We start from the raw sequence: 12,572 nt of genomic DNA on the forward strand, positions 1-12,572 counted from the left end.
GGGAGCGGGGCATCATTGCATGGCGCCAGCGATTCGGGAATCACATAGCCGCAGGTCAGCTGGCGATGCCTCGTGCCAGTTCGAGCCAGGCTCCACGCCGCTGCGCGCTGGAGCCGAGCAGCGGCCCGAACATCAGGGTACGCAACGTTCTGATACCGCAGAACTGCAACGTGGTCTTGCGCACTTGGTGAAGGCCAGGCATGCGATACACCCAGCGGTAGTACCACGGCGGTGTATCCATCGTCACCAGCAGATGTGCTGTTCGACCCTTGAGCAGTTGCTCGGGGAAAGCCTTGCCTGCCCTATACTGAAACGCGAAACCGGGCAGGAGCACGCGGTCGAAAAAGCCTTTCATCAATGCAGGGATACCGCCCCACCAAATGGGGTAGATAAAGGCTAGGTGCTCGGCCCAGATGATGTCGGCCTGGGCCCTGAGCAGATCGGGTTCCAGTGGCTGCGCTTGCCGGTAGCCGCTGCGTAGTACCGGGTCAAAGCTCAAAGCATCAAGCCGTAACACCCTTACATCATGGCCGGCACTTCTGGCCGCCTCGACATAACTCTCGGTCAGCGCTGCGCAGAAACTCTCGCTTGACGGGTGCCCCAGCACCACTAGTACTCGTTTGCTCATCATCACTTCATCCTGAACATGAAGCGTGCAGGGTAAAGCCTGACCATAACGGGAGAGTCAACTGCTCAGGCTGCTCTGGAGCCGTTGCAGTGCGCGACATCCAGCGGCCAAAGGTAGAAATCCGCACCCATCGATCATGAAAAAACGGTTGGCCCCGTTGCGAAAAGATTTTGACTTTCCAGCGATAACGTCTCCTTGTAGAAGAGCGACAGCACTTGGCCGTTAGCTGCCCTTCACGAAGGGCAGGAACCGGCCACTTCGTAATGCTTACGCTGAGGGCGATGGAGTCCATCTATTGAGGTGCCCCCTCCCGTCGGGCAAACTCCTGTTGTTTGATCGGCCGATAACAGGAGTTTACGGATGCCATTCCCAGTGACGGAACATAATGCTTTGTTGGCCCTAAAGGGCGTAGGGCCGGCCGTTATCGCTCGCCTTGAGCAGATGGGCATTGACTCGCTAGCTGTGCTCAGCAAAGCGAATGCTTGTGACATCCTGGCTCAGGCATCGGCAGCAGTGGGATCGACTTGCTGGAAGAATAGCCCCCAAGCTCGGGCCGCCATCAACGCGGCCATCGAGTTTGCAAAGGACTCTCAGTTGGGCACACCCTAGCGCGTAAAACTGATCACTTATATCAATTGATAAATCTGGTTCGTGTCCATGAGCCAATCTCTGCTGAACGACTGGCTAGCCGAATTCAGTGGGCCCGACAATGATCAACTTGCTAGGCGTCCGAAATCGATTCTAATGGAGGGCAGCTTTGGGTCGTTAGCTGCCGGTCGTGATGGGCGAAACCAGTTTTTTACCCATTCAGTGCATCCAGTCCGGCCGTTGGCGGGTATTGCTTATGGGCGGCCTGTGTCTGCCCAGCCAAATGACCTGTCAGGAGCACTACCCATGAGCCTCAAACCCTCCGCCTGTCTGCTCGCCTGCTGCCTCGCCCTGGCGCTGCAACCCGCTCACGCCCAATCCGCGCTGCCAGATGCGGTCAAGGTCCCCGATGGCCATCGCGTCTTGCTCGAGACCGTCGGCGTCGGCGAGATCACCTACGAGTGCCGCGACAAGGCCAACACCCCCGGCCAGACCGAATGGACCTTCGTCGGCCCCAAGGCCGTGCTCAATGACCGTGCAGGCAAACAGGTGGGCGACTACTTCGGCCCACCCGCCACCTGGCAGGCCAACGACGGATCGAAAGTCACCGGCACCCAGTTGGCGGTGGCACCTGCAGACAAGGGCGCCATACCCTATCAACTGGTAAAGGCCAACCCGGCCGAAGGCAAAGGCGCCATGCAGGGAGTCAGCTATATCCAGCGCCTGGCCACCCGCGGCGGCGTGGCGCCGGCAAGCGACTGCACGGCGCAGAACAAAGGTGCCAAGCAGGTCGTCCAGTACCAGGCCGACTATGTGTTCTGGACAGCCAAGTAAGGCGCACTTGAGCAGACATCTTGCAATCGTTCATCTACGCTCGTTGGCAAGCCCCCCGGCTGGATGGCCGGGGTACCTTGCATGACTCAAGGAAGCTGCACACGTTGAACTCGCCTGTCGCCCCCTTCGACTTTCACCGCTGCCTGGAGGCCTGCGCAAAGGGCGACCGGCGCGCCCTGCAGGCGCTTTACGACCACGAAGGCGCGCGCCTGCTGGGCGTTGCCCGGCGCATCGCGCGTGACGACGCCAGCGCAGAAGACATCGTCCATGATGCGTTTATCCGCATCTGGACCCGCGCCGCCAGCTTCGACCCGGCGCGCGGCTCGGCGCGCGGCTGGATCTACAGCATCACCCGCCACCTGGCACTGAATTCGATCCGCGATTCGCGCCGTGAAACTGTGCTGGACGAAGCCGATATGGACACGACGCCCACATTGCACGGGGGACTCGATGAAATTGACCTCTGGTCAGGGTCGGCGAAGATCTACCGTTGCCTCGAAAAACTGCAGCCTGCACCGCAGCGTTGCATCCTGCACGCCTATGTGGACGGCTGCAGCCACGCCGAAATCGCCGGGCTGCTGGGGGCGCCATTGGGCACCGTCAAAGCCTGGATCAAGCGCAGCCTAAAGGCATTGCGGGAGTGCCTGGAATGAAGCCGGATACTGCCGAGGAATTGGACAGCCTCGCCGGCGAGTTTGTGCTGGGAACCCTGTCGCCACAGCAACACGCCACAGTGACCGAGCGCCTGGGCAGTGACCCGGCTTTGCGCGCCGCCGTGGATGCCTGGGAGGCACGTTTGCTGGAGCTGACCGCGCTGACTGCGCCGCAGCCACCGAGCGCCCGCCTGTGGGGCCGTATCCAGCGCAGCCTGAATGAACTGACCGCCCCAGCCGCACAACAGCGAGTCAAATGGTGGCGACGCCTCGGCCTGTGGCAAGGGCTGAGTGCCGCGGGGCTGGCTGCAAGCGCGCTCCTGGCGTTTACATTGCTTACTGCGCCCCCGCCCACCACCCAATTCGTGGTGGTGTTGGTGGCGCCGAACAGCCAGACCGCCGGCTGGGTGGTGCAGACCAGCGACAGCCGCATGATAGAGCTGATCCCGCTTGGCCAGGATGCTGTCCCCGAAGGCATGGCCCTTCAGTTCTGGACCAAGGGCGTACAGTGGCAAGCACCGGTTTCACTGGGCCTGGTCAAACCCGGAGAGTCCTATCGTGTTCCGCTACAGAGCCTGCCACCGCTAGAGGCCAACCAGTTGTTCGAGCTGACATTGGAGAAATCCGGCGGTTCGCCTACCGGGCTGCCGACGGGGCCGGTGAAGTTCATTGGCCGCGCGGTAAAAGTGATTTGACCAAAAAGGTCCGCAACCACTGACCGTTATGGGGCGATTGCTGCCATTAACGTCTGTTGGCTCCGACCCGATGCTGCTTAGGTGTCATGGCGAGGGTTCGCCCACTGGTCGATAAAGTCACCGACTCTCTGCGCACTATCACTCTCGACTGTCCGCAGCCGCAGGATGGAAATGCCGCTCTTGGCCAAAATGTCATTCTTCAAGGTGTCCCGAGCCACCTGCTCGGGTCGGTCGTGATACCCGCCATCGACCTCGATTACCCCTAACGGGGTCTTGCCTACTTTGAAATAGATCACGAAGTCGCAACTGGCGCGCCTCATGAAAGCCCGCTGGCGCTCCGTCCATTCTGGGTTGCCGGGTGATGCGAGCTGATCCAGTTTGATCTGAGCGTGGAACATCAATGCCTGGTACGCCGGGGCGGACAGTGCTTCGCGCAGCAGTTGCGCCACGATCTGCTCGGATTTGTAGCGCGAATCCTCGGGGCGCAGGCGGGCATTCAAGCGCGCCAGGGACTGGTCATACTCGCGGTACAGCAAGTCGAATGCCGACACCACCGGCGCGCGTACGATCTGCTTGTCCTGCGCGTAATAGCTGATGTAACGGATCAGGGCGGCGATGTGGCCATTGTTGTCGGTGAACACCTCATCGCCGGTTACGAGGGTGAAGCGGTGTTTGGCCCGCGACACTGCGACGTTGATCATGCGTGGATCGTCGACGAAATCCAGGCGTCTTTGCGTCTGGTTGTAGCGCTTCTTGTCCAGCACGGTGGAGAAGACGATCTCGTCGCACTCCCGCCCCTGAAACTTGTGCACGGTATCCTTGACGAAATCCGCCGGTAAGCGCGTGTCGGAGAGGTTGACCTGGGCTCGGAATGGGGCAATGTAACCGCGGCCTTCGCCGTCTATTCCGGCTGGCTGCTGCTCGTCCTCAAGCACCTTGAGCAGAGAGTCCAATTCCCGAAGGTTGGTGTTCTGCCGTGCATGGTTGCCTTTGGCCGTCACCACCAGGCGCAGGGGGGCTTCGCCCTTGTCCTCGGTCATCGGCACCAGTGCGTTGTCGTAGAACTGCTGGTTGCAGAACTGGATGATCTTGGGGTGGCAACGGTAATGCTCTTTCAACAGGGTCCTGGGCAGCGCGTCCTGGAAAACGGCGATGCATGAATCGAGCAGGCTGTAACGCTCGCAATCGTAAGCCTCGGTCGGCGCCTGAAGCCCCAGCTTTACGGGGATGTGCGGCAACTGTCGGTTGTCTCCAACGACGATCAGGTTCTTGGCGCAGCCTAATGGCAGGATGCCAGGCACAATATCCTGCAAAGAAGCTTCGTCGATGATCACGTAGTCGAGGATGGCTCCCGGCGTGATCGAATTGACAAGGGAGTGCGTGCCACTGCCCAGAATAGGGAAACGCTGCACGAAGGCATCGAAATGCCTGAGGTAAGTTCCTGCATCGAAGTGGTCTGGTGGCGGCACTTGACGTTGCAGATGTTGTTTCAGGTGCAGCATCGATGCGGTTGTCAGTTCTTTCAGCAAGGCCGTGAAGTTTGCGTTTGCCAACGATTCTCGGCACGCTCGCAGCTCTGCTTCCTTTTCCTGTAGCGACTTGTCGTAGTAGTGCATCTGCAGGGCATGAAACACGGCCATCCGCGCCTCGCCTTCGGCGAAAGGCTTGGTGCGAAAGATTCTGAATTTGAACAGTAGCTCGATGCGGTCCTTCAGGTGAATGCGTTGCTCGCCGAGGTGAGCAAGGTAGGCCATGAGGTCTGCCGTCTTGCGCGGGGTCAGCCCGTACTTGCCCAGCGAGCCTGCGGCCTGCACATCACTTTCTGCCTGCCATTGCTCCAGGTAGCGCCGCTCGAGGGCCAGTTCGTCAAGCTCGATTTGCAGTTGTGCCGCCCTGTTGTGGTTTTGCAGGTGGTGCTTCAAGCGGGCCAGCAAGGCTTGGATCTCATCCAGGGATGGCGCTGGTTCGGGTTCGCAGGATGGCCATGCAGGCAGGTCGTCGAAGAACGCCTTGCGGTTGTCCCGTTTGCCGAGTTTGGCGACCAAGTGGCTCAGGCCACATTTCTTCAGCTTTTCGTAGACGTTTTCAACGGCGGCATTGTTGTTGGACAGCACCGCCACCGTCTGGCCGCGTAATAGGATATTGGCGAGGATGTTGAGAATGGTCTGGGTCTTGCCGGTCCCCGGCGGGCCTTCAATCACGCTAATTTGCGCGCAGAACGCCCGCTCAACCGCCAGGACCTGGCTTTCGTTCAGCCCGAACGGATAGATGAGCCCCTGGCCGGGCACCAACGTACCGTTGCACCCCGTGCAAAAGGCTTGCAGGGCAGTGCCCTCGATAGCGGGCAGTTTTTCAAGCTGGCGCACGACATTGCTGGCGATTTCACGATCATTGTTTGACTCTGCCTGATCCTGCCGGGCATGCGCCACATCAGTGAAATAGCGGAAGACAGGTGATTCCTTCATCGCCGTTGCGGCGGTAAAGCCGATGCCTTCCATCTTGAAGACATAGGGCTTACTGGCGCCAGGGTAGTGCACCACGGCATATCGTTCGCCATAGATCGTAGCCTTGGCGATGGGCGTGACGACTGTGCTGCCGGGCTTCGTCAGCAGTACATTGGTCAACTCGCGGGTGGGAGATACTAGACAGTTGCTGAGTGGGCGGGTGTCTTTTTTCCTGGAGGGGTAATGGCAGGTCAATTCCAAGGCTTGGCAGTTATCGCTCCAGCGAATCGCCCAGTTGCTGATTGTTGCGGTCTTGTCCTCACCATCCATTTGAATCGAAGCCATATTCCCTTATTCCTATGCGCACGATATCCGGCTTCGCCTCGCGCCGGATGCTGTTTTCTCCAAGAAAGGGCATTTTGCCATTATTGCGTACAGGGTCGAAAGCCGTCGCACATGATCGGCAGCCATCGACCATAAGCGACTCGTGGCAACCAATGCCTTGCCGCGCTTCGGCGCGTTGATGCGCAGCGCTCACTGTGCGGCTAACGGTGTCTCGACCTGAGACTCGGCGCTCGGTGCATATTGCTCGATCAGGCGCCACAACAATCTACCCATGGGAAGGCGGTAGATATCACTATGAGCGCCCCCGCCCGAACCCGGTGAGTTGAATTGGGTGATACCGTCGGATGCGTCGATGTAACTGACCTTGTTCCGACTCAGCGTCGATGCCGTGCAATGGCTGTCACCTACCTTGCACAGGCTGAACAGGCCATTCGGGGAGGCGGAGGTATCGCTGGCTTTCAAGCAGTCGAACGTGGCGGACCTGGCCGGAGCAGCCGCGCCACACACCAAGTTCCAGGACTTGATCGAGCCGGAAGGGTCGTACCAGAACACCGGGCCGCCGGCAGCGCCGTCATGCTCCGAAGCGGTAAGCGCGATATGGGTTTTCTGCAGTTTTGCGAAATCCCGATAGGGGGCGCCTTCCTTGCCGTCACCCACGGTGAAGCGGTTGATACTGACCGCGCCCTGGAGGCCCACTGCCAAGTTCACATGGCTTTGCGGATAGGCCTGCTGTGGCGCCAGCGCGGGCGAACTGAACAGCGCACGCATCATGGCGCGTGCGCCGAAGCTATGGCCGATGGCGATGACCTTGGCCTTGCTCTCGGACGCGGCGAGTGCATTGGGCACGGTCTGGTTGACGAGCATGTTCAGCCAGGTCAGGCCAATTTCGTCGGCGTCGTTGGCCTTGTTGCCATAGCTGAAGAAGTTGGTGAACGAGTTGGACCAGAACGATGGCCAGGTCACACCGATGACAAGAGGGCGAAAGCGAGTGGTGTCGAGGACGTCCGTCTTGGGACGGGTGGCGATGGCCTCTTCGCCTGATGGCTTGTAGATCTGGAGGCTCTGCAGGGCCTTGGTCTGATCATGCGCTTGCTTTTGCGCCTGGCCAACTTCATAGGCAGCGGCCATCAGGTTGCCCGTGATGTCGTTGATATTGCGTATGGCCTCGTCCTGGGCGGTATTCCAGCCCATGACCACAACGACGACATGGGTATAGCGTGAGCCGCCAAGCTCCTCAGTCAGGTTTTGTTCGAGCAACTTCAGTGCTTGCTGGCTCTCTCGGTACAAACTCTTGAGGCTTGATTGAGTCTGCTCCGCTTTATGCGGGGCTTTGCAGGTATTCCAGTCACTGACTTTTGTCAGGTTGGAGTCTTTGCGGATGCCGGCCAGGGCGTCGCTTACATAAGCGTTGTAAACGAAGCAATGGGACTTGGCCACGTAGCCTGTGGCCTGGTCAAATAGCGCGCCATTCTTGAGTATGTGCGAGACAAACATCGCTTTGGTGTCCAGGCGCTGGATGCGATTGATCTGGTGGGACGTATTGGTGCTGCTGTCTTCCTCCTCCTTGAAGTAGGCAGCGTAGGCGTGAAACAGCTCCTTGCTCTTTTCGTTGACCTTGGGCCCACCGATGATCTGCTGCGGGCTCTTTTCGAGTGCGACCACGTAACCGGGATAGTGGAGGGCCGTCCCGGAGGGGAAGTAGAGCATGCTGTGGAATTTCACTGCATTGGCGCTATTGACTTCCAGCACATCTTCATAGGGCGTCATCACCCGATCCGTCGAAGTGCAGCCGGTCATGGCCATGGACATCAGAAGCGCGGACAGTGTCTTCAAACCTGCTTGCGAGAGCCTGAGCATGGAGTCCTCCGTGGAGCGGTGTATTCCGTTTGGCTGGGGTGATATCAAAATGACTCTAGCCGCTTTTGCGCATTCAGCATTCACCGCTTCCAATGGTTTCAAGGCCGCTGAGCGGCGAGTCGCGCCATGAACTTGACACTCGAACATTCGAGACTTTACTGAAGACGTCAGGTCATTCATTTCTCAGCAGTTTGCGATGGGGGCGCAAGCGGGCCGGCGACTTACCGGTCAAGGATCCCCCACATGCCCAATGCCAACGATGTGAAGTGGTTCAAGAACCAGTTTCAGAGCCAGATGTCGCCTGCGCTAGCCAATACGCCCCTGACGGTGGATTTCATGGCGGCCATCGCGTGCCAGGAAACGGGAGAGGTCTGGCCGGTGCTGCGCAACAAAGGCTTGCCGGTGCCTGAGATCCTGGAGCTCTGTGTCGGCGACACCCTGGATGTGAACAAGCAGGATACAAAGAAGGGGCGCCAGGCCTTCCCCAAGGACAAGGCGGCACTGTTGGCCGCCCCCAACGGCCAGGCCATGTTCGACATTGCACATCAGGCCCTGGTGGACATGGCCAAACATATTGACGGCTACGCCAAAGTCGCCCGCAACCCGGACAAGCTTTGCCATGGGTTCGGGATATTCCAGCGTGATTTGCAGTTCTTCAAGACCGACCCCGACTACTTCCTGCAACGGCGCTACGTCAATTTCGACGATGCGTTGCAACTGAGCGTTGCCGAACTTAAGCGCGGACTAAAGCAACTCGGTCTGAGCAAGCGATCATCCCTCAGTGACATGGAACTTGCTGCCGTCGGCATCGCCTACAACACCGGCGGCTTCAACCCCCGCAAAGGGCTGCGCCAAGGCTTTTTCGATGGTAAACGGTTCTACGGCGAGAACCTCTTCGACTTCATCCGCCTGGCTCACACCGTTGCCGTGGAGGGTCAGCCGCCACTGTTGCCTCAGCCTGCGCCGGGGCTTTCATTGGTGCCCCCTCCCAGCGAGCTGACGGCACAGGGCGAGTTCTTCAGGGTCGACACACGCGAGAGCCCGTTGCGCATGCGCAGCGAACCGCGCAAAAGCGACCCGCCGCAAGCCAACGTGATCGCCAACCTGCCGGACGGCCAGCCAGTGCGAGCCCTCACCGGCAAAGTGCGCAATGGCTTTGTGGAGGTGGAAACGTCACTCAACGGTGCCTTGCTGCGCGGTTTCGTTGCACAGAAGTTCCTGATCGCAGATTCGACAGTACAGGACATTCCGCTCGTCAGCCCATCTGCATCACCTCCTACCAGCGGTATCGTCGCTGTCTCCATGCCCCGCAAACCGGGAGTGATGACGCGGCGGATCGATTTCGCCGGTGCCCATTCACTCAACGAAGCGAGCATGCCGCAGCGGCGCGGTGACTCGGCCGACAGTTTGCGCGTTGAGCTGGCGGCCATCGTTGACTGGCTGGCGGTGGACAAGCCGGCGCACAAGCGCTATCAGCCCAGGGACGGCTTGACCTTCTGCAATATCTATTGCCATGACTACTGCATGCTGGCAGGTGCGTACCTGCCGCGCGTGTGGTGGACGGAGAAAGCGCTGATCACGCTGTCGCAGGGCAAGCCGGTCGAGCCGCTGATCGGCACGACCCTCCGCGAAATGCGGGCCAACGACCTGTTCCGCTGGCTGCGCGATTTTGGCCCCGATTTCGGCTGGCGCCAGACGGGCACCCTGAGCAAATTGCAGCAGGCCGCCAACCAGGGCGGCGTGGCGCTGATCGTCGCGCGGCGCAAGGCGGAAGGGAAGTCCGGGCACATCGTTGCCGTCGTCCCTGAAACGGCGCAGAAGAACGCAAGGCGCGATGCCAATGGCGAAGTGGTGGCACCGCTGCAGAGCCAGGCTGGGGCAAGGAATTTCCGCATGGAGACGGGGACGGCCAACTGGTGGAATGGCGAGCAGTTTGCCGAGAGTGCGTTCTGGATACATGGGTGATTCGACGCCGTCCAATGGTGTGGCGAGCGGCCAGTCGGCACTGGCTGCTCGCTTCCTCGCTCAACTTTCTTGCGCCGACGAAGCAGGTGTTACTGCGCCTTCCCGCTTGAACCACAACAGGCATACGCCTGCGAACAACACCCCCAGTGCGCCGTAAAGGCTCCAGCTCAGGGTGAAGCCGACGCTGGCAATCAACGAGGCGCCCAATCCCACCGAGACCATTCTGGCGGTCGCCAGGAGAATGGGTATCAGGGAAAAAAGACGGGCCTGGGTCTGCAATGAGGCCTCCTGAGAGATCAATGCGGTGATATGGGTGATGCCGAGAATCTCGCCCATCGTCCAGAAAAGAACGAACGACAAAATCAATGCGGTGTGCTCGACCAGCGCATAGGCACCGAACCCGATGCCATAGCACATCGCCGCCAGGGCCAGATTGACGAGTGTGCCGAAACGAGCGGTCAATGCGATCAGTGGTTGCGTCAGCAGGACGACCAGCAAGGCATTGACGAGCCCCACGGCAGCAAAGGTGCTCGCCGCCTGCTCGGCGGCGATCGTGTCGAGCCACAGCGGCAGTTGGTACTCACGCTGCGCATCCAGTACCGCGGTGGCGAAGAACAACGCGCCGGCGATGATCACGACCCGAGGCACGTCGACCAGGTCGCGCCAGGCCGAGCCTCGTGTCGCAGGTGTCTGATCCTGGCGTTCGGGCATCGCCAGAAAGAGGCTGGAGACGAAACACAAGGCGCTGGCCCCGATGGCGAACAGCATCAGGTAACCACTGTGCAGGCCGAGCAGGTACCCGCCGATGACAAACAGCAGCGCGCCTCCCAGGTTGTGGGCCAGGTGCAGGTAGCCGAAGGACGCGATGCGGTTGCCGTCATTGGCCGCCAGCGAGGTCAGCAGGCTGAACACCGGTGTGATCAAACCTGCGCACAGCATGAACAGCAGCACCATGGCGATGGACGCGATCGGCGTGTCCAACACCATCGCCAGCAGCAGAAAGACCGATGAGCACAGTGATGTGCCCAGCAACAGCAGGCGAGGGGAGCCGCGACTGGCCAAGGCTCCGCCCAGCAGGTTACCCGTCAGGTAGACCGCCGAGATCAGCGTTATCACCAAGGCTACCGCCGCGCCGTCGAGCGGGTAGTGCCGGTTGAAGAACAGCGCCGCGAATGGCCCCAGCGCGTTGGCCATGACGAAAAGCAGGCGCAGCATGATGATGTTGCGCATCGCTACCGTTGGCCCTTTACCTTTCAGATGCCTGTCCACTCCGTGCTTCATGGCGCCCACTTTCCTGTCCATAGGGTTGCAGATCCATTCCTGTGCCATTGGGGCCAGCCCACAGGAATGCTGTAGTCGCATTCGGCACACGTTAACTTGGCTTGGGAAGATGTACTACGGGTACTTTCTGCGCCTCCTTCTTCAACTCGAAGGTAATCATCGCCGCGGCATGCCGGGTGGCCTTTTGGCCTTGGCGGGCAATACTTCTCTGTACAGCCGAGCGTGCGGCGATCAGCGCGCTGAGAGAGGTGTGAGGTGAACAAGCTATCAATCGTGGGTGCCGGCATGGTCGGTGAGGCGGCGGCGCAGATCATCGCCCGAGAGGAGTACTGCCGTGAGTTGATGTTGGTCGATGTGCAGGGCGACCTGGCGCAGGGCAAGGCGCTGGACATCTGGCAGGCCGCCGTCGAGTCCGGTTCCGATACCCGGGTTCACGGCGGCGCCAACGCCGAGATGCTGCAGGATTCCGACCTGGTGGTGATCACCGCGGGCGTGCCGCGCAAGCCCGGCCAATCGCGCCAGGATGTACTGAGCATCAACCTGCCGATTCTTGACGGCATCATGCAGGACATCAACCGCCACGCCCCGGCGGCGACGGTCCTGGTGGTGTCGAACCCCGTAGACGTGCTGACCTACCGGGCCTGGAGCCTGAGTGGCCTGGGGCGCGGCAAGGTGTTCGGGCAGGCGGGGGTGCTGGATACGGCGCGCATGAAGTGCTTCATTGCCGAGGAAACCGGTTTTTCCGCCCGGGATATCACAGCGCTGGTGCTGGGTGGGCATGGCGACAGCATGGTGCCGTTGATGCGCTACTGCGCGGTCGGCTCGGTGCCGCTGTCTCACTTTCTTTCCAGTGAGCAGATAGAGCGGATTGTACAGCGCACACGCCAGGGCGGCGGCGAGATTCTGGGTTTGAAGAAAATGGGGAGCGCCTGCGATGCGCCGGGCGTGGCCATTGCGCAGATGGTGGATGCCATCGCCAACGGGCGCAACCGCATCTTGCCGACGGTCGCGATTCTCGAGGGCGAGTACGGGCGGAGCGACATTGCCATGGGTGTTCCCTGCGTGCTGGCGGCAGAGGGGCTTGCACGGGTGATCGAGTTACCCCTGGATGCGCAGGAGCAGGCGATGTTCGACCACTCTGCAGACGCGGTGGTGCGAGACATCGCTGAAATGAAGGCGTTATAGAAGGAGGGCGCTTTAAAGGTGGCGGCGGGCGCGTTGCAGCGCCTTCGAGATCGAGCGCTGCAAGGCCACCGCCAAGCATCAGGACGGTTGAGCCGCC

Annotated in this window: 11 protein-coding genes (1 of these 11 only partly in view); 6 read left to right on the forward strand and 5 right to left on the reverse strand. The window is 60.4% G+C overall.

The genetic code is table 11. The annotated features are described in order from the left end of the window. Positions 1 to 55: 55 nt before the first annotated feature. Entirely contained in the window at positions 56 to 631 is a 576-nt protein-coding gene (locus IM733_RS05900) for an NAD(P)H-dependent oxidoreductase (RefSeq protein ID WP_248919973.1), read from the reverse strand. 357 nt (positions 632 to 988) lie between these two features. Between IM733_RS05900 and IM733_RS05905 the strand changes: the two genes are divergently transcribed. The 4 genes from IM733_RS05905 to IM733_RS05920 all read left to right on the forward strand — a co-directional run bounded on the left by IM733_RS05905 (position 989) and on the right by IM733_RS05920 (position 3,398). Beyond that, positions 989 to 1,237: a helix-hairpin-helix domain-containing protein gene (locus IM733_RS05905; RefSeq protein ID WP_248919974.1), complete on the forward strand. Its 249-nt coding sequence runs from the start codon at positions 989 to 991 to the stop codon at positions 1,235 to 1,237. Between the two features lie 285 nt (positions 1,238 to 1,522). Next, positions 1,523 to 2,050: a DUF3455 domain-containing protein gene (locus tag IM733_RS05910; protein ID WP_248919975.1), complete on the forward strand. Its 528-nt coding sequence runs from the start codon at positions 1,523 to 1,525 to the stop codon at positions 2,048 to 2,050. Positions 2,051 to 2,154: 104 nt separating this feature from the next. Continuing rightward, complete coding sequence (locus IM733_RS05915; protein ID WP_248919976.1) at positions 2,155 to 2,703, forward strand: sigma-70 family RNA polymerase sigma factor; 549 nt, start codon at positions 2,155 to 2,157, stop codon at positions 2,701 to 2,703. Continuing rightward, positions 2,700 to 3,398: an anti-sigma factor gene (locus IM733_RS05920; RefSeq protein ID WP_248919977.1), complete on the forward strand. Its 699-nt coding sequence runs from the start codon at positions 2,700 to 2,702 to the stop codon at positions 3,396 to 3,398. Before IM733_RS05915 ends, IM733_RS05920 begins: the two co-directional genes overlap by 4 nt. Positions 3,399 to 3,475: 77 nt before the next feature. Here the strand turns inward: IM733_RS05920 and IM733_RS05925 are convergent, their stop codons facing one another. Both IM733_RS05925 and IM733_RS05930 read right to left on the reverse strand, forming a co-directional pair. Further along, the gene (locus IM733_RS05925) at positions 3,476 to 6,187 is read right to left on the reverse strand and encodes an AAA domain-containing protein (RefSeq protein ID WP_248919978.1); all 2,712 of its coding nucleotides are present in this window, start codon (positions 6,185 to 6,187) and stop codon (positions 3,476 to 3,478) included. A 189-nt stretch (positions 6,188 to 6,376) separates the two neighbouring features. Then, positions 6,377 to 8,044: an alpha/beta hydrolase gene (locus tag IM733_RS05930; protein WP_248919979.1), complete on the reverse strand. Its 1,668-nt coding sequence runs from the start codon at positions 8,042 to 8,044 to the stop codon at positions 6,377 to 6,379. Between the two features lie 243 nt (positions 8,045 to 8,287). On the opposite strand from IM733_RS05930, the gene IM733_RS05935 reads away from it, so the two are divergent. Then, positions 8,288 to 10,009 carry a hypothetical protein gene (locus IM733_RS05935; RefSeq protein WP_248919980.1) on the forward strand — a complete coding sequence of 574 codons (1,722 nt, stop codon included), beginning with the start codon at positions 8,288 to 8,290 and terminating at the stop codon, positions 10,007 to 10,009. A 60-nt stretch (positions 10,010 to 10,069) separates the two neighbouring features. Here the strand turns inward: IM733_RS05935 and IM733_RS05940 are convergent, their stop codons facing one another. Beyond that, positions 10,070 to 11,290 (reverse strand): MFS transporter, encoded by a 1,221-nt coding sequence (locus IM733_RS05940; protein ID WP_248919981.1) that lies wholly within the window; start codon positions 11,288 to 11,290, stop codon positions 10,070 to 10,072. Between the two features lie 255 nt (positions 11,291 to 11,545). On the opposite strand from IM733_RS05940, the gene IM733_RS05945 reads away from it, so the two are divergent. Beyond that, entirely contained in the window at positions 11,546 to 12,475 is a 930-nt protein-coding gene (locus tag IM733_RS05945; RefSeq protein WP_248919982.1) for a malate dehydrogenase, read from the forward strand. Between the two features lie 78 nt (positions 12,476 to 12,553). Here IM733_RS05945 and IM733_RS05950 read toward each other — a convergent pair whose 3' ends face one another. Further along, positions 12,554 to 12,572, reverse strand: the 3' portion of a protein-coding gene (locus IM733_RS05950; RefSeq protein ID WP_248919983.1) for an MFS transporter. 1,208 nt of this gene lie beyond the right edge of the window; the window shows 19 of its 1,227 coding nt (coding positions 1,209-1,227); its start codon lies beyond the right edge, outside the window; its stop codon occupies positions 12,554 to 12,556.

This window comes from Pseudomonas entomophila, assembly GCF_023277925.1.
Taxonomy (GTDB): Bacteria; Pseudomonadota; Gammaproteobacteria; order Pseudomonadales; family Pseudomonadaceae; genus Aquipseudomonas; species Aquipseudomonas entomophila_D.

Excerpts from the sequence above, each read along its gene's own strand:
- IM733_RS05920 (WP_248919977.1), top strand. The coding sequence starts at position 2,700 with ATGAAGCCGGATACTGCCGAGGAATTGGACAGCCTCGCCGGCGAGTTT.
- IM733_RS05935 (WP_248919980.1), top strand. The coding sequence starts at position 8,288 with ATGCCCAATGCCAACGATGTGAAGTGGTTCAAGAACCAGTTTCAGAGC.
- IM733_RS05900 (WP_248919973.1), bottom strand. The coding sequence starts at position 631 with ATGATGAGCAAACGAGTACTAGTGGTGCTGGGGCACCCGTCAAGCGAG.
- IM733_RS05910 (WP_248919975.1), top strand. The coding sequence starts at position 1,523 with ATGAGCCTCAAACCCTCCGCCTGTCTGCTCGCCTGCTGCCTCGCCCTG.
- IM733_RS05940 (WP_248919981.1), bottom strand. The coding sequence starts at position 11,290 with ATGAAGCACGGAGTGGACAGGCATCTGAAAGGTAAAGGGCCAACGGTA.
- IM733_RS05925 (WP_248919978.1), bottom strand. The coding sequence starts at position 6,187 with ATGGCTTCGATTCAAATGGATGGTGAGGACAAGACCGCAACAATCAGC.
- IM733_RS05930 (WP_248919979.1), bottom strand. The coding sequence starts at position 8,044 with ATGCTCAGGCTCTCGCAAGCAGGTTTGAAGACACTGTCCGCGCTTCTG.
- IM733_RS05905 (WP_248919974.1), top strand. The coding sequence starts at position 989 with ATGCCATTCCCAGTGACGGAACATAATGCTTTGTTGGCCCTAAAGGGC.